This is a genomic window from Enterovirga sp. CN4-39, from assembly GCF_049446235.1.
Lineage (GTDB): Bacteria > Pseudomonadota > Alphaproteobacteria > Rhizobiales > Beijerinckiaceae > Enterovirga.
In genome coordinates this window covers 52,422-68,532 of the sequence record NZ_JBMSEF010000008.1, presented here as the reverse complement: position 1 = coordinate 68,532, position 16,111 = coordinate 52,422, and the positions used below count along the sequence as shown (strand labels likewise).

At 67.2% G+C, this 16,111-nt stretch carries 17 protein-coding genes; 9 read left to right on the top strand and 8 right to left on the bottom strand.

What is annotated here, in order from left to right; translation table 11 throughout:
* Positions 1-47 precede the first annotated feature (47 nt).
* The 5 genes from ACO2SS_RS14595 to ACO2SS_RS14575 all read left to right on the top strand — a co-directional run bounded on the left by ACO2SS_RS14595 (position 48) and on the right by ACO2SS_RS14575 (position 6,026).
* On the top strand, positions 48-1,079 hold the full coding sequence (locus ACO2SS_RS14595; RefSeq protein ID WP_423278406.1) for an amino acid ABC transporter substrate-binding protein: 1,032 nt from the start codon (positions 48-50) through the stop codon (positions 1,077-1,079).
* 142 nt (positions 1,080-1,221) lie between these two features.
* Positions 1,222-2,382 (top strand): amino acid ABC transporter permease, encoded by a 1,161-nt coding sequence (locus tag ACO2SS_RS14590; protein ID WP_423278405.1) that lies wholly within the window; start codon positions 1,222-1,224, stop codon positions 2,380-2,382.
* On the top strand, positions 2,379-3,542 hold the full coding sequence (locus tag ACO2SS_RS14585) for an amino acid ABC transporter permease (RefSeq protein WP_423278404.1): 1,164 nt from the start codon (positions 2,379-2,381) through the stop codon (positions 3,540-3,542). Before ACO2SS_RS14590 ends, ACO2SS_RS14585 begins: the two co-directional genes overlap by 4 nt.
* Before the next feature lie 198 nt (positions 3,543-3,740).
* Positions 3,741-5,147, top strand: a complete 1,407-nt coding sequence (locus tag ACO2SS_RS14580; RefSeq protein ID WP_423278403.1) for an APC family permease — start codon at positions 3,741-3,743, stop codon at positions 5,145-5,147.
* Positions 5,148-5,180: 33 nt separating this feature from the next.
* The gene (locus tag ACO2SS_RS14575) at positions 5,181-6,026 is read left to right on the top strand and encodes a methyltransferase domain-containing protein (RefSeq protein ID WP_423278402.1); all 846 of its coding nucleotides are present in this window, start codon (positions 5,181-5,183) and stop codon (positions 6,024-6,026) included.
* Between the two features lie 166 nt (positions 6,027-6,192).
* Here ACO2SS_RS14575 and ACO2SS_RS14570 read toward each other — a convergent pair whose 3' ends face one another.
* The 3 genes from ACO2SS_RS14570 to ACO2SS_RS14560 all read right to left on the bottom strand — a co-directional run bounded on the left by ACO2SS_RS14570 (position 6,193) and on the right by ACO2SS_RS14560 (position 7,342).
* Positions 6,193-6,582: a GCG_CRPN prefix-to-repeats domain-containing protein gene (locus tag ACO2SS_RS14570; RefSeq protein WP_423278401.1), complete on the bottom strand. Its 390-nt coding sequence runs from the start codon at positions 6,580-6,582 to the stop codon at positions 6,193-6,195.
* A 268-nt stretch (positions 6,583-6,850) separates the two neighbouring features.
* Positions 6,851-7,060: a hypothetical protein gene (locus tag ACO2SS_RS14565; protein WP_423278400.1), complete on the bottom strand. Its 210-nt coding sequence runs from the start codon at positions 7,058-7,060 to the stop codon at positions 6,851-6,853.
* Positions 7,061-7,213: 153 nt separating this feature from the next.
* On the bottom strand, positions 7,214-7,342 hold the full coding sequence (locus tag ACO2SS_RS14560) for a hypothetical protein (RefSeq protein WP_423278399.1): 129 nt from the start codon (positions 7,340-7,342) through the stop codon (positions 7,214-7,216).
* Between the two features lie 153 nt (positions 7,343-7,495).
* Here ACO2SS_RS14560 and polA point away from each other — a divergent pair, with 153 nt between their 5' ends.
* Complete coding sequence (polA, locus tag ACO2SS_RS14555) at positions 7,496-10,549, top strand: DNA polymerase I (RefSeq protein WP_423278574.1); 3,054 nt, start codon at positions 7,496-7,498, stop codon at positions 10,547-10,549.
* 28 nt (positions 10,550-10,577) lie between these two features.
* On the opposite strand, the gene ACO2SS_RS14550 is transcribed toward polA, so the two are convergent.
* On the bottom strand, positions 10,578-10,898 hold the full coding sequence (locus ACO2SS_RS14550) for a hypothetical protein (protein ID WP_423278398.1): 321 nt from the start codon (positions 10,896-10,898) through the stop codon (positions 10,578-10,580).
* A gap of 8 nt (positions 10,899-10,906) precedes the next feature.
* A complete protein-coding gene (locus ACO2SS_RS14545; protein ID WP_423278397.1) occupies positions 10,907-11,371 on the bottom strand; it encodes a cupin domain-containing protein in 465 nt (154 codons plus the stop codon).
* A 165-nt stretch (positions 11,372-11,536) separates the two neighbouring features.
* Between ACO2SS_RS14545 and ACO2SS_RS14540 the strand changes: the two genes are divergently transcribed.
* Together ACO2SS_RS14540 and ACO2SS_RS14535 are read left to right on the top strand one after the other, a co-directional pair.
* The gene (locus ACO2SS_RS14540; protein ID WP_423278396.1) at positions 11,537-11,953 is read left to right on the top strand and encodes an FKBP-type peptidyl-prolyl cis-trans isomerase; all 417 of its coding nucleotides are present in this window, start codon (positions 11,537-11,539) and stop codon (positions 11,951-11,953) included.
* Between the two features lie 105 nt (positions 11,954-12,058).
* Positions 12,059-12,454 carry a hypothetical protein gene (locus ACO2SS_RS14535; RefSeq protein WP_423278395.1) on the top strand — a complete coding sequence of 132 codons (396 nt, stop codon included), beginning with the start codon at positions 12,059-12,061 and terminating at the stop codon, positions 12,452-12,454.
* Here the strand turns inward: ACO2SS_RS14535 and ACO2SS_RS14530 are convergent.
* Together ACO2SS_RS14530 and ACO2SS_RS14525 are read right to left on the bottom strand one after the other, a co-directional pair.
* Complete coding sequence (locus ACO2SS_RS14530) at positions 12,432-13,118, bottom strand: glutathione S-transferase family protein (protein WP_423278394.1); 687 nt, start codon at positions 13,116-13,118, stop codon at positions 12,432-12,434. The genes ACO2SS_RS14535 and ACO2SS_RS14530 overlap by 23 nt on opposite strands.
* A gap of 123 nt (positions 13,119-13,241) precedes the next feature.
* Positions 13,242-13,463 carry a hypothetical protein gene (locus ACO2SS_RS14525; protein WP_423278393.1) on the bottom strand — a complete coding sequence of 74 codons (222 nt, stop codon included), beginning with the start codon at positions 13,461-13,463 and terminating at the stop codon, positions 13,242-13,244.
* 226 nt (positions 13,464-13,689) lie between these two features.
* On the opposite strand from ACO2SS_RS14525, the gene ACO2SS_RS14520 reads away from it, so the two are divergent.
* Positions 13,690-14,886, top strand: coding sequence for an O-succinylhomoserine sulfhydrylase (locus ACO2SS_RS14520; RefSeq protein WP_423278392.1), 1,197 nt, complete (start codon positions 13,690-13,692; stop codon positions 14,884-14,886).
* A gap of 10 nt (positions 14,887-14,896) precedes the next feature.
* Here ACO2SS_RS14520 and ACO2SS_RS14515 read toward each other — a convergent pair whose 3' ends face one another.
* Positions 14,897-16,078, bottom strand: a complete 1,182-nt coding sequence (locus ACO2SS_RS14515; RefSeq protein ID WP_423278391.1) for an aminotransferase — start codon at positions 16,076-16,078, stop codon at positions 14,897-14,899.
* Positions 16,079-16,111 lie beyond the last annotated feature (33 nt).

Below are 16,111 nucleotides of genomic sequence, written 5' to 3'. Positions count from 1 at the left end.
GAACGTGCCGGGGCGCCATCCGGCGCTTCCGGAGTGCTCCGTTCGCCATGCCATCGTTCCGCCTTCCGCTTGCGGCGGCCGCCTTCGCGCTGGCCGCCACCTCCGCTGGCGCTCAGCAGCTCGCACCCTCGCCGACGCTCGACGCCATCAAGGCCCGTGGCCATCTCGAATGCGGCGTCCATCTCGGTCTGCCCGGCTTCTCCTTCGCCAATGACAAGGGCGAGTGGTCCGGGATCGACGTCGATTACTGCCGGGCGCTCGCGGCCGCGATCCTGGGCGATGCCACCAAGGTGAAGTTCACGCCCACCTCGGTGCAGCAGCGCTGGCCGGTGCTGCAATCGGGGCAGGTCGACCTCCTGTCGCGCAATACGACGATCACCTTCACCCGGAACGCGACCCTCGGCGTGAATTTCCAGGGCATCAACTTCTACGAGGGCCAGACCTTCGTGGTCCGCAAGGGCACCGCGAAGGTGCCAAAGGATCTCGATGGCGCGTCGGTCTGCGTTGCGGCCGGCTCCACGGAAGAGAAAAACGCCGCCGATTGGGCGAAGGAGAACGGGATCAAGATCTCGATCATCAACTTCCAGAAGAACGACGACGCCATCGCGGCCTACGATGCCGGGCGCTGCGACGCCTATACGGCCGGCATCGGCGCCCTAGCCGGGCAGCGCATCAAGCTGAAGGACCCGGACAACAACATCGTCATGACGGAGACGATCTCGAACGACCCGCAGGGCCCGACCACCCGGTGGGGCGACGAGCGCTACCAGCTGGTCGTGCGCTGGGTGCTCAACGGCATGATCGCCGCCGAGGCGCTCGGCGTCACGTCCAAGAACGTCGACGAGATGAAGGCGAAGTCGCAGAACGCCGAAGTCCGCCGCCTGCTCGGGGTTGATGGCGGGTTCGGGGCCATGATGGGCCTGTCGAATGACTGGATGTACAACGCCATCAAGCAGGTCGGGAATTACGGCGAGAGCTACGAGCGCACGGTCGGCATGAGCTCGCCCCTGAAGCTCGCTCGCGGCAAGAACGAGCTCTGGACGAAGGGCGGCCTGCTCTTCACGTCGCCGTTCCAATAGGGGCTCGACCAGTCGGGAGGCACGCCGTGACGCGCCGGAGGCCTGATCACTCCCGTCACTCGCTTCCCGGCTGCAACACTCGGATCGGGGGCCGGGGTCGACTCCTCCGCCCTTGCCGAGTGGGCCGGCGGGCGCGCCTGCCATGAACCTCGCCGCCTTCCTGCGCGACCGGAAGGTCCGCGATGTCATCGCGCAGGCGGCGGTCGCGATCGGCCTGGTCGCGCTCCTCGTCTATTTCGTCCGCAACGCCTCGGAGAACATGGTCAAGGCCGGCATCGCGTCCGGTTTCGACTTCCTCTGGCGGCAGGCCGGGATAGACGTGCCGTTCCAGCTCACGGGCTACACCTCGGCCTCGTCCAATCTCGGCCTCCTCTGGGCCGGGATCGTCAACACGCTGCTCATCTCGGCGGTGTCGATCGTCGCCGCGACGGTGCTGGGCTTTCTGGTTGGCGTCGCGCGGCTGTCCCGCAACCCGCTGCTGTCCGGGATCGCTGGCGCCTATGTCGAGTTCGCCCGCAACATCCCGCTGCTGTTCTTCGTCCTGATCTGGTATTTCGGCGTGGTCGCCTCGCTGCCGGCGCCGCGTGGCTCGGTCAGCCTGTTCGGGATCGCGTTCCTGAACAATCGCGGGCTCACGATCCCGCTTCCCAACGAGACCGGACCCTTCGGCTATGCGCTGCTTCTGCTGGCGCTCGGAATTGCCGCGCAACTCGCCATCCAGGGCTGGGCGCGCCGCCGCCAGGAGCGCACCGGAAGGGCTTTCCCGGTCTGGCGCAGCGGCTTCCTCCTGGTTCTCGCCGTTCCGGCCCTGGCCTTCCTGGCGGCCTCGCTCTCGACGGAATGGGACGTCCCGGCGCTCCGCGGCTTCAATTACCGCGGCGGCTTCGTGCTCGTTCCCGAGTTCGTCGCGCTCTTTGCGGCGCTGACCACCTACACGGCCGCCTTCATCGCCGAGATCGTCCGCGCCGGCATCCTCGCCGTGCCGAAGGGTCAGATCGAGGCCGCGAAGGCCGTGGGGCTGTCGCCGAACCAGACTCTCCGGCTCGTGACGGTGCCGCAGGCCCTGCGCGTCATGGTGCCTCCGATGACGAGCCAGTACCTGAACGTCGTCAAGAACTCGTCCTTCGGGGCCGCGATCGCCTATCCCGACGTCGTCAGCCTCTTCATGGGCTCGGCGCTGAACAATACCGGCCAGGCCATCGAGATCATTGCGATCACGCTCGCCCTCTATCTGGCGATCAGCCTCGCGGTGTCGGCCTTCATGAACTGGTACAACGCCCGCATCGCCCTGGTGACGCGATGAGCCGGGAGTTCAGCCAGGGCCTGGTGCCGATCGGGGGCGCGACGGCGGAGATCGCGTCGGACGACCGGATGACCGTCCTGCCCGGCGGTGCCCGGGGCAGGGGGCTCGCCCGCCGTCTGCTCGAGACGCGACTTTATGCCAAGCGCCTCGTCGGCACGCCGCTCGATGCCGCCATCACGGCGATCTGCGCCGTGCTTCTCGTCTGGGCGGCCATTCCCCTCCTGCGCTGGGCCGTGCTCGACGCGACGTTCACGGGGACCACCCGCAACGACTGCACGGGCACGGGCGCCTGCTGGGTCTTCATCCGGGCCCGCTTCAGCCAGTTCATGTACGGCTTCTATCCGGCCGAGGAGCGCTGGCGCGTCGACCTTGCCGGCATCATCCTGGTTGCCGCCTCGGCCCTCCTCGCCTGGCCGGGCCTGCCGCGGCGGCGGGCGGCCGCGGTCGCGGCACTCATCGTCCTGCCTCCGCTCGGCATCTGGCTCCTCCATGGCGGCCTGGGCTTGCGGATCGTGGAGACGCGGGAGTGGGGCGGGCTGATGCTCACCGCCTTCCTGTCCATCTATGCTGCGATCATCGCGGTTCCGCTCGGCATATTGCTGGCGCTCGGCCGAGCCTCCCGCCTGCCCGTGATTCGGCTGATCTCGACTATCTTCATCGAGTTCTGGCGCGGCGTGCCGATCATTGCCGTCATTTTCCTGGCTTCGCTGCTGCTGCCCCTGATCCTGCCAAACGGCGCCGGCATCGACAGGCTGGCTCGGGCCGTGATCGGGCTCGGCCTCTGCATCGCGGCCTACATGGCCGAGGCGGTACGCGGCGGGCTGCAGGCCATCCCGCCCGGCCAGGCCGAGGCCGCCTCGGCGCTCGGTCTGGGCTATTGGCGCACCACGGGGCTGATCGTCCTGCCCCAGGCCCTGCGCATCTCGCTCCCGGCGCTCACCAACGAGTTCATCGCGCTGGTCAAGAACACCTCCCTGGTGCTGATCGTGTCGATCTTCGATCTGCTCGGGATCGCCCAGGCGGCACTCGCCGATCCGGCCTGGGTCGGGAAGACCTGGGAGGCCTACGCCTTCGCGGGGCTGATCTACTGGGTGGCGTGTTTCGGGCTTTCCCGCTGGAGCCGCCGGATCGAACTCAAGGCAGCCCGTGAAGTCCGCTGAGCGGCCCGGCCGCACGGGGACGCTTGGCCGCATCCCGCCATGACGGTTCCAGCCGAACGTCCTTCATCGTACGTCGTTGAGGCAAGGGGCCGCGTTTGGGATCCGGAGATCGGATTCCGACCCGTTCCGCTTCGCTTCTCTCTACCTCCTCGTGCTCCCGCCTGCCGGCATCGGACTCCAAGATCTGAATAGGTGCTCATGACGCCTGCGAGCCAATCCGAGCCCCAGCCGCTGCTTTCGGTTTTCGATGCCGTGACCATCATGGTCGGCATCGTCGTCGGGATCGGCATCTTCAAGACGCCGTCGCTCGTCGCCAGCAATGTCGACAGCGAGATCGCCTTCCTGGCAATCTGGGCATTCGGCGGACTCGTCACGCTCGTCGGCGCGCTCACCTATGCCGAGCTCGCGGCAGCGCATCCGCATGCCGGTGGCGAGTACCACTTCCTGGCCCGCGCCTATGGCAAGCCCGTTGCCATGCTTTTCGGCTGGGCCCGCGCCTCGGTGATCCAGACCGGCGCGATCGCGGCGGTCGCCTTCGTCCTCGGCGACTACGCGAACCAGCTCCTGCCACTCGGCCCGTACGGGCCGGCCCTCTACGCGGTGCTGTCGGTCGTCGTGTTCACGGGCCTCAACGTCGTGGGGACGCTGCAGAGCAAGACCTTGCAGATCGTTATCACGTTCGTCGAGGTCGGCCTCGTCGTCGCCCTCATCGTCTTCGGCCTCCTGGGTTGGGGTGCCACGCCGCCGACACCGGCGGAGAGCGCGGAGGCGAGCGGCGCGTCGGCAGCCCTCGGCATGGCGCTGATCTTCGTCCTCCTCACCTACGGGGGGTGGAACGAGGCGGCTTACCTGTCCGGCGAGCTTCGCGATCCGGGCCGGAACATGGTCCGGGTCCTGGTGATCGGCACGGCCATCCTGTGCGCCCTCTACGTGCTTGCGAACATGGCGCTGCTCGCCATCCTCGGCCTGGACGGCCTCCGGCAATCGAGCGCGGTCGCGGCCGACATGATGCGCCTCGTCGCGGGCGAGCCTGGGGCGGCGATCGTCAGCGTGGCCGTCGTGGTCGCGGCGCTCTCGACCCTGAACGCAACGATCTTCACGGGCGCGCGGGTCTATTTCGCCATGGCGCGCGATCTGACCTTGCTGCCGCGCGTCGGGAATTGGGACGAACGGGGGCGAGCCCCGGCAAATGGCCTCATCCTGCAGGGCGCGGTTGCCGTCGCGCTGATCGCGTTGGGGGCCGCGACGCGAAACGGCTTCCAGGCCATGGTGGACTACACGGCTCCCGTGTTCTGGGCCTTCATGCTCCTGGTGGGCCTTGCCGTGATCATCCTGCGCTGGCGTGAGCCCGGCCGCGTCCTGCCGTTCCGCGTGCCGCTCTATCCGGTGACGCCGATCCTGTTCTGCCTCAGCTGCGTCTACATGCTGCACGCGAGTGTGGTCTACACGGGCGTCGGTGCCCTCGTCGGGCTCCTGGTCGTTGCCGCCGGAACGCCGCTGCTGCTGTTCCGGCGCCGCGAGTTCACCTCGGGCCGCGGCAGGTTCGAGCCGTCGTCGACCTCGACAGACCACGCCTCGGCAGCGGCGGCTGGCATCGGCGACTGACCCCGCCCTAACCCTCTGAGAAAGGAGTTTGCGATGAGAGCGATCAGGACTTGGGCGGCTGCCTGCGTGATCTCCCTGGCAGCGCTGGGCGCGGCGGCGGCGCAGGTGGCGACGGCGGAGAAACCGGCCGCGCCCTCGGCCTACGTGCCGCAATCCGGGCAGGCCGGTAAGGACGTCGTCTGGGTTCCGTCGCCCCAGGCGCTCGTCGACCGCATGCTCGACATGGGCGGAGCCACGAAGGAAGACTACCTCATCGACCTCGGCTCAGGCGACGGCCGCACCGTCATAACGGCCGCCAAGCGCGGGATCCGAGCACTCGGCGTCGAGTACAACCCCGACCTCGTGGCGCTTTCGCTCAAGGCTGCCGAGGAGGCAGGCGTCAGCGACAGGGCAAAGTTCGTCCAGGGCGACATCTTCGAGACGAACTTCTCCGAAGCGACGCTGCTGACGCTGTTCCTCTTGCCCGATCTCAACCTCCGCCTTCGTCCGACCATTCTGGAGATGAAGCCGGGGACGCGGGTGGTCTCGAACACCTTCACGATGGGGGACTGGAACCCCGACCAGAGCATCGATGCGGGTGGGGACTGCACGAGCTTCTGCCGCGCTCACAAGTGGGTCGTGCCGGCCAAGGTCGGCGGGACCTGGCGTCTCCCGGATGGCTCCGAGATGAAGCTGACGCAGAAGTACCAGACCTTCACGGGGACCTTCACGTCCGGCGGCAAGGAGGTTGCGGTTCGCGATGGACGGCTGGACGGGACCGCGATCTCGTTCTCCGTCGGTGACGCCCGCTATGCCGGCCAGGTGAACGGCACCCGGATCGAGGCGACCTCGCCGGACGGCAAGAGCCAGAGCTGGACAGGCGTGCTCAGCGGCACGTGATGGGCCTTTCCGTGCAGCCCGGTTCGGCAGGAAGCGAGCCAGCCAAAGCGTTCGCCCCGCTTACGCCGACCGGGTCGGCCTGGATTGATCGCGGCTGACCCGCCTCCCTGCCGACGCAGCGAGGCGAGCGTCACGCAAGTCGCTCGCGCCTCAGCCAGGGTTCGGGCTATCGACGCCCTCGCATTCCGCCTCGTCCCCCGTAGCCGCCCCGATAGCCGACCGCGCCGCCGCGATAGGCTCCCCCGCGGTAGTGGGCGACGCGCGGGCCGCCACGGTAATACCCACCTCGCCCGTAGTAGCGGCCCCGGCCGTAGTAGCGCGCTCCGTAATAGCGCCCGCCGTAATACCCATATCGACGGGCCGGGCCTCCATAATAGCCGTACCCGCCATAGTAGTTCGGCCGGCAGTAGCCGTAGACGTTGCGATGAAAGCCGGGGCCGCACCCCTGAGCGGCCGATGCGCTCGCGACTCCGATCCTGCCTTGCTCGAGCGAACCCATCGCGAGCAGCCCGAACAGCGCCCCCGCCGCGAGGGCCATGAGCCTCGATGCTCTCATCTGCTTTCCTCCATGTGATCATCCCGGCGCGGTGCGCCGGCGTCTCACCTCAAACCGGGAGCGCAGGTCGGCCCCCGTCGCTTGATCGGTCGGGTCGAGATCAGGGAGCGGCAGCGCCTTCCATCGGGCAAGCTGGCCTGCGGCCGGCAGCTCGTCTCATCGAGGGGATGTTAGGGAGCGGGGTAGTCGGGAGATTTCGCGCCCGGATCGAGTTCACGGCGCGTGACGAAAACGGCTTCGCTCGCCGCGAGAGGGATTCTCCTCTCTCTCAGAGGGCGGGTTCGACGCACCGGGGATCGAGCGTCTCGGGCGCGATGGAGGCTTTCGGCGCAGGATCGGTGGCCGCTTTCGGCGTCCAAGCCTCGAGCGGGAAGCGGCGATCCGGGTTGGCGCCCTCTCGCTGCGTGCCGAGCACGTCGCGGAGGAATTCCATCCCCTGCGGATCGGCGCTCAGTGCCTCAGCGTTCAGTATGGGCATCGCAGGCCTCCTGGCGACTCGGAATGGAGAACGCGACACGTCTGTCGACACAACTCCGACGGGCACTCTTCGTTCACCCATCGTTTCAGGACGATGTCGGTTAATGTGTCACAGTGGAACAACGTTCCGGGTGTACCCCTTCAGCGCTCAGGCCTACTCGAACGCGACGACCAGCGTCGGCCTGATCTCGGGCTGGACGTGCACCGACGGCGCGCCTGTCGCGATGACGAGGGCGGCTGCCAGCACGGCGCTCAGTCCCGCGAGCTTAAACATTCCGAACATCTGCCTCTCCTGTGATTCTTCTCTGTTCTCTGGGAGAGACCATCGCGGTTCGGGGGACGGCCTACGGTGCGGGCCCGCACATGGCAGCCGGCGCGATCCGAGTGCCGCAACGATGTCGTGGCGGGCGGGCCCTCGAAACGCTATCTCAGGGCCATGAGCTCCATGCCCCCCGTCGGGCCGAGCGACCAGGTCTTCCTGGTCGACGGCTCCTCCTTCATGTTCCGCGCCTACTTCCAGTCGATGAACCAGGACCGGAAGTACAACACCCGGCCCGGCGACGGTCTCCCAACAGGGGCAGTCCGGCTCTTCACGACCAAGCTGATGCAGTTCATTCGGGATGGCGCCTGCGGCATCAAACCGACGCATCTTGCGATCATCTTCGACAAGACGGAGCAATCCTTCCGGAAGGAGATCTACGCCGACTACAAGGCGCATCGTCCGGATCCGCCCTCTGAGCTCGTGCCGCAGTTCCGGCTCATGCGCGATGCGGTGCGTGCGTTCGGACTGATCCCCATCGAGCAGGAGCGCTACGAGGCGGACGACATCATCGCGACCTATGCCTGCCAGGCTTCCGCGGCGGGCGCCGAGGTCCTGATCGTCTCGTCCGACAAGGACCTGATGCAGGTCGTGCGACCGGGCGTGACCTTCTACGACTTCGAGAGCGGCATTCCCGGAAAACCCGGCTACCGGCCCGAGCGCCGGCTGGACCGGGATGGCGTCATCGAGAAATTCGGCGTGCCGCCGGAGCTCGTGCCCGACGTCCAGGCGCTGATCGGGGATCCGACGGACAACGTGCCGGGCGTGCCGGGCATCGGCGTGAAGACGGCGTCCCAGCTCATCACCGAATACGGCAGCCTCGAAGAGCTGCTCGACCGCGTCCAGGAGATCAAGCAGCCGAAGCGGCGCGAGGCCCTGGTCGAGAATGCCGAGAAGGCCCGGGTCTCCAAGCGGCTCGTCACGCTGGATTGCTCCACGCCGGTCGCGGTTCCGATCGCCGATACGCGGCTCGGCGAGTTCGACGCAAAGCGCCTGGTGGCCTTCACCAAGGCCCTGAATTTCACGACCATCACCAAGCGCGTCGCGGATCTGTACGGCGTCGATCCGGCACAAATCGAACCCGACAGCGATCTCTCGCGCCCGTGGGATCCGACGAGCGGGCGCTGGTTCCACGAAACCGAAGGCGGAGAGGCGACCGCATCATCGGGCGCGGGCGAGACCAAGGTCGCAGCAGCGGGCTCTCCGGGACCGCTCTCCGCCAAGGCCGCCGCATCGGCGAACGGGGCGATGAGGCCTGAGGCGCTCGTCGCCTCACGCCGCGCCGAGGCGGCCGCGCAGCCCTGCGACCGAACCAAATTCCTGACGCTCCGGACGATCGAGGATCTCGAACGCTGGACGGCCGCCGCTCGCGAGAACGCCGTGATCGCGATCGACGTCGAGACCTCGCTGCCGGACCCGATGCAGTCGGAGATCGTCGGCATCTCGCTCGGCCTGGAACCCGGCATGTCGGCCTACCTGCCGCTGCGCCACCGCGCCGTGGACGGGAACGGGAGCGAGAGCCTGTTCGAGAACGGGCTGCTCGGGGACCAGCTCCCCTTCGAGAAGGCGTTGGCGCTCCTGAAGCCGGTTCTCGAGGACGAGGCCATCCTGAAGCTCGGGCAGAACCTCAAGCACGACTGGCTCGTGCTGAAGCGGCACGGGGTCGAGATGGCCCCGCTCGAGGACACGATGCTGATGTCCTATGCGCTGGATGTCGGAAAGCCGAACCTGTCGGGACACTCGCTGGAGCAGCTCGCGCGGGTCTACCTGCAGCACGACTGCATGCCGCTCGAGGAGCTTACCGGGAAGGGCCGCAAGGCGGTGCCGTTCGATGCCATCGATCCGGATCAGGCGAGGGAATACGCGGCGGAGGGACCTGATCTGGCGCTCCGGCTGTGGCGGGTGCTGAAGCCGCGGCTCGCGCCGGAGCACAAGACCACCGTCTACGAGACGCTCGAGCGTCCGATGATCGCGACCCTCGCCCGCATGGAAGAGCGGGGAATCCTCATCGACCGGGATATGCTGTCACGGATGTCGGGCGACTTCGCCCAGACGATCGCGCGTGTCGAGGACGAGGTCTTCGAGATCGCGGGAGAGCGCTTCACCATCGGCAGCCCAAAGCAGCTGGCCGATATCCTGTTCGGGAAATTCGGCCTGCCCGGGGCCCGCAAGACCGCGACCGGGCAATGGTCGACCGGGGCGCGCCTGCTGGAGGACCTCGCCGACAGCTCCGACCACCCGCTGCCGCGCAAGATCCTCGAATGGCGGCAGCTGACCAAGCTCAAGAGCTATACGGACGCGCTGCCCACCTACGTGAATCCCGAAACGGGACGCGTACACACGTCCTACGCGCTCGCAGCGACGACGACGGGGCGGCTTTCATCCGCCGACCCCAATCTTCAGAACATCCCGATCCGGACCGAGGAGGGGCGCAAGATCCGCACCGCCTTCGTGCCGGCGCCGGGCCACAAGCTCATCTCGGCCGATTATTCCCAGATCGAGCTCAGGCTTCTCGCCGATATCGCCGACATCCCGCAGCTCAAGAAGGCCTTTGCGGACGGCATCGACATTCACGCGACGACGGCGTCGGAGATGTTCGGTGTTCCCGTCGCGGGAATGCCGGCCGAGGTGCGTCGTCGCGCCAAGGCCATTAATTTCGGGATCGTGTACGGGATCTCGGCTTTCGGGCTCGCCAACCAGCTCGGCATCCCGCGGGATGAAGCAGGTCAGTACATCCGCACCTATTTCGAGCGGTTCCCGGGCATCCGGGATTACATGGACAAGACCAAGAAGGCCGTCCGCGAGCAGGGCTATGTCGAGACCATGTTTGGCCGGGCCTGCCACTATCCGGACATCTCGGCCGGGAACGCCTCGGTGCGGGCTGCCGTCGAGCGGCAGGCGATCAACGCTCCGATCCAGGGCACCGCGGCCGACATCATCCGCCGCGCCATGATCCGCATGGATTCCGCCCTCCGCGACGCGAAGCTCTCGGCGAGGATGCTGCTCCAGGTCCATGACGAGCTCGTGTTCGAGGTGCCGGACGACGAGGTCGAGGCGAGCCTGCCGGTGATCACGCGCGTCATGGAGCAGGCTCCGCTCCCGGCCGTGCAGCTCAAGGTGCCGCTCTCGGTCGAGGCAAGGGCCGGCGACAACTGGGACGCTGCGCACTGAGTTCGAAGCCTCGCCAACCGCGGGGCCCCTACGGGACGAGGTGCAGGTGCATTCCGGAGATCAGCGCATTGCGCTTCGCCTGCGCATCGCTGAGCCTTTGACGGAACTGGTCGGTCGTCGTCCGGTTCGAGCCGAGCAGCGTGAAGCCGCCAAGGACCGCGGCGATCGCGAACAGGAGAACGCCCGGACTGCCTCGCAGCACTCCGACAACGAGCAGGACAAGCGCCAGGCTTCCCGCCGCGACGAGGGCCTTGGCCAGGACGGCGACCTTCCGGCCGTGCTCGATCTTCTCGGCGAGCGCCTCCATCTCCGCCTCGATCTGGGCCACCTCTTCATGAACCGGGGTCATGCTTGAGTTCAGCGCGAGCTGCCAGCGGCAGGGCCGGGATGAACTCCGTCGAGTTCCGGCATCAGCACGACGCCCTCCTGCTCGTTCGGGTCGGTCCTGGCCACGATGGCCACGCAGGCTTCGGTGTCGCTCATGTTGTAGGCGAGGTGCGGTACGCCGGCCGGGATGTAGAGGAAATCGCCCGGGCCAGCTTCGAGGTGCTGCTCCAACCGTTCGCCATACCAGGTCCCGGACCTGCCGCTGAGAACGTGGATCGCCGTCTCGTGCCCCTCGTGCTTGTGAGCCTTCGCGCGTGCGCCCGGCGGGATCGTCACGACCTGCATGTGGAGGCCCCGCGAGCCGACGCTCTCCGCCGAGACGGCCGGCCGGTAGGTCAAGCCCTGCTTGCCGACGAAGGCTTCGCCGGCCGGCACGACCCTGCACGCCGCCGACGCTTCGTCGCCCGGCGCGCTCGCCGCGTTCTGCCGCTTCATCGTCCTCTCTCCCCTCCGGGTTCTCGACCCGCTCTGATTCTGACCGATGGGTGTTCTGGATCAACAGCCGCGCTGTGGCGCAGGTACGGCCATCTGGGCCGCGTGACTGTGATTTTCCCAACCGCCTCCGGGCGTGCTACGGCGGCGCACCACCCGGAGCCAGCCATGCCCCGCCTTCTTCCCGTTCTCGGAGCTCTTCTCGCCATGACCACTGCCGCACCCGCAGCCGACACGGTGACCACCCCTTCGGGACTGAAGTATCGCGACGAGGTCGTCGGGACGGGCCAGTCGCCCAAGGATGGGCAGTCGGTGAATGTCCACTACACGGGCTGGCTGGACGAGAACGGCAAGCAGGGCAAGAAATTCGACAGCTCCCGCGACCGGGGCCAGCCCTTCTCGTTTCCCATCGGCCAGGGACGGGTGATCCGCGGCTGGGACGAGGGCGTGGCGACCATGAAGGTCGGCGGCCGGCGCACGCTAATCATCCCAGCGGAGCTCGGCTATGGAGCACGCGGCGCAGGCGGCGTGATCCCGCCGGGCGCAACGCTCATCTTCGATGTCGAGCTGCTCGGGGTGCGCTGAGTTCCCGCAGCCGGGCCCCTTCGGCCTGTCTTCCAATCCGGCCGACAGCTCCCATCTCCGCATGGCCCGGCGCAACCACAGGTGCCGCGTCATGTCGGAGAGGGGATGCACGAACTCGCTGTCGCCTGGGATGCCCGGATCGATGCCCTTCTAGGAAGGCTGCCGTCCCGGGTCGGTCGGTGCGTGGCGTGGTTGCGGGAGCCCTCCCGTCACCTCGTTCGCTTTGTCTCCGGCATCCTGCTGGTTCTGGGCGGGATCTTCTCGATCCTGCCCATCCTCGGGATCTGGATGTTGCCCCTGGGCTTAGCGCTGCTCGCGGAGGACGTGCCTTTCATGAAGCCGTTCCTGGAGCGGGCGGCCCGCTGGGGTGAGCGCCGCTGGCGCGCCTGGAAGGGAAAACCAAAGGCCGGCCCTAGGGAGCCGGGTGGCAATGCGGCGCTACCCACCCGACAGCCCGGCGCCGACCCGAGAGGCCGTATCAGACCGCCTTCAGGTGCTTGAACATCACGGCGCGGGCCTCTTCGTCCATCTGTGCCTTGAAGGCGCCTGCCTGCGCCGTCCGGAATTCCTCGACCCGCTTGGCGGCCGGCCGCGACGAAATCTCGTCGAACAGCCGCTTCAGGTTCGGGTATCTCGACCAGGCGTCGTCGCCCAGGATGAAGGGCACCATCCGGGCCCAGCCCCAGAGCGCCATGTCTACAACCGTATAGGCTTCGCCGGCGAGGTATGGGCTGGCCCCGAGCCTCCGGTCGGCGATGCTGTAATGACGATCCGCCTCGTACTGGTACCGCGTGTCGGCATACGGCACCTTCTCGGGCGCAAAGTGCTTGAAGTGGACGGCCTGGCCGGAGAAGGGACCGATGCCCGTGGCCACGAACATGAGCCAGGACAGGAACTCGCCCCGGGACCTGGGGCCGGGAGCGGATCCGAACTGCCCCGTCTTCTCGGCGAGGTAGAGCAGGATCGCGTTCGAATCGAACACGGTCGCCTCGCCATCCACGATCGCCGGTACTTTCCCGTTCGGGTTCACGCTGAGGAAGGCCGGGCCGAACTGGTCACCCTTCCGGGTATCGACCGGAACTGGCTCGTAGGGCAGCCCCATCTCCTCGAGGGCCAGGGCCACCTTCATGGGGTTCGGGGAAAGGTTGAAGTAGAATCGGATCATCGCCGGCTCCGCTCACGGGCTGTGCCCCGGGCGCGGCGATTTGATCCAAGGTGAAGCTCGGCGCAACTGCCGAGCTTCCGTAGCTTTCGAAGAACGAGGCCCCGGATGCCGGGGCGTTGCTCCTCAGATGAAGTGGCGCTCGATCTCGCGCTCCAGCGAGTCGTTGAACCGACCGCCGCGGTGCTCGATCAGGCGGGCGATCTCACGCTCGGCCTGCTGCGTCCGGACATTTGCAAGCGCATTCGTCACGCGCGAGAGCCAGGACAGGGGAGATGGCATCGTGGCGGCCGGGCGAGGCGCGGCGGGCAGGATGAAGTCGTTGAGTTGTGTCGAAACCGCGGGCATGACGTTCTCCGTAGGACCGCGGGCGTTTCCTTCTATTGCATCGCAACATAGGTTGTTGTGCGGCGCACACAAGAATATGGGTTGCAAGCTCGCCATGCGGCCGACGCATGCGTTGATGCTTTATCAACCAATCTCATGCCGCAGCGGCATGCAGACGTCTCGAAGGCGGGCTTTCGCCGGAGCTGAGATTGTTGGAGCGCGGCAATGAGAGGCGAGTTTCCCGACCATGATGCGCTCTAAGCTGCCGGCGGGCGTCCACCCGGAGACACTCCTGGTCCACGCAGGGACGCTGCGGTCGGAGTTCAACGAGACCTCGGAGGCGCTCTTCCTGACGCAAGGGCACGTTTATGCCAGCGCGGAGGAATGCGAGCGACGCTTCGCCGGTGATGAGCCGGGTTTCCTGTACGCGCGGTTCTCGAACCCGACGATCGCGATGTTCGAGGCCAGGATGGCGGCCTTGGAAGGCGCGGAGGCAGCTCGCGCCACCGCAAGCGGCATGGCGGCCGTGACCGCCTCGCTGGTAGGCCAGCTCAAGGCCGGCGACCATGTCGTCGCCTCGAAGGCCCTGTTCGGCTCCTGCCTCTACGTCATCGAGGAACTGCTCCCGCGGTTCGGCGTCGCTTCGACGCTCGTCGACGGAACCGATCTCGATCAATGGCGCGCGGCGGTCCGGCCGCAGACGCGGACCTTCTTCCTTGAAAGTCCCGCAAACCCGACGCTGGAGGTGATCGACATCGCCGCGGTGGCGGACATCGCCCATGGGGCCGGCGCCACCCTCGTGGTCGACAACGTGTTTGCGACTCCGCTCTGGCAGCGGCCTCTCGAACTCGGAGCGGATTGCGTCGTCTACTCGACCACGAAGCATGTCGACGGTCAGGGGCGCTGTCTCGGGGGAGTGGTGCTAGCCTCCGCCGATTTCATCGGCGCGCACATCCACAACCTGCTCCGGCAGACCGGACCGGCGATGTCTCCGTTCAATGCCTGGGTCATGCTGAAGTCGCTGGAAACGCTCCCGGTCCGTGTCGAGCGGCAGACGCGGTCTGCCGCGCAGCTTGCCGGCGCCCTGGCGGAACACCCGCACAGCCTGCGCACGATCTATCCCGGCCGTGCGGATCATCCCCAGGCCGAGATCATCCGGCGACAGATGAAGAACGGATCCACGCTGATCGCGCTGGACGTCCAGGGCGGCAAGGAGGGCGCGTTCCGGTTCATGAACGCCCTCCGGATCGCGCGCATCTCCAACAATCTTGGAGACGCGAAGACGCTGGTAACCCACCCAGCGACGTCGACGCACCAGCGGCTCAAGCCGGAGGTGCGGGCCGCCATGGGGATCACCGACGGCCTCGTGCGCATCTCGGTGGGACTAGAACATCCCGACGACCTCGTCGGGGATTTCTGCGCCGCGCTCGATCGCGCCGCGTAGGAGCCCCGGTCTAGGCGGCCAGGGCCGCGCCGGGCTTCAATCCCCGGGCGCGGGCGAGCACGCCCAGCCGGGTCAAGGCAGCGTCCAGCGTTTCGTCCCGCTTGGCGAAGCAGAAGCGCACAAGGTTGGTGACGGCGCGGTCCGCGTAGAACGCGCTGACCGGGATCGCCGCCACCCCGTTCTCCGCAACGAGCCTCTGGCAGAAGGCAACATCGTCCGTCTCGCCGAGCGGGGCGATGTCGATGTTGAGGAAGTAGGTGCCGGCGGAGGGCAGGACAGCGAAGCCCAGCTCACGCAGACCGGTGGTGAAGCGGTCCCGGCTGCGCGCCAAGTCCGTCCGGAGCGCCTCGAAGTGGCTGTCTTCCTTGGATAATCCGTAGGCGACTGCGGCCTGCAGGCTCGGAGGGGTCGTGAAGGTCAGGAATTGATGCGCCTTGGCCAGCACGCGCATGATGGCCGGGCAGGCGCAGACAAAGCCGACCTTCCAGCCGGTCAGATTGAAGATCTTGCCGGCCGAGCCGATCTTCACGGTCCTCTCCGGCATGCCCGGGAGCGACACGAGCGGCACGTGCCGCCTGCCGTCGAAGATGACGTGTTCCCAGACCTCGTCGCAGACGGCGATCGCCTCGTGCTGGATGCAGAACCTGGCCAGGAGCTCCAGGTCAGCAGCCGACGCGACCGTCGCGGCCGGGTTCAAGGGATTGTTGAACAGGACGAGCTTCGTGCGCTCCGAAAAGGCAGCGGCCAGCGCTTCCTCGGTCAGGTTGAAGTGCGGCGGCCTGAGGGTGACGAAGCGCGGGACCCCACCCGCCCGCCTGACGAGAGGCAGATAGGCGTCGTACATCGGCTCGAAGAGCACGACCTCGTCGCCCGGCTCGATCAGCGCGAGGAGGGCGCCTGCGAGCGCCTCGGTCGCGCCGGAGGTGACCATGACCTCGGTTTCCGGGTCGAAGTCGACGCCGTGCCAATGGCCGTAATGCCGCGAAACGGCTTGGCGTAGTTCGAGTATGCCCATCATGGGCGGGTATTGGTTCCAACCATCGACAACGGCTTCGGCAGCCTTCCGCCGGACATCTTCCGGGCCGGGATCGTCGGGGAAGCCCTGGCCGAGATTGACGGCGCCGGTTTCACGGGCGAGGCGCGACATCGTCTCAAAGACAGTCGTCGGCAGGTCGGCGAAGATCGGGTTCATGAGGTGCTCAGACGAAGGCGGGCGCTCCTAACA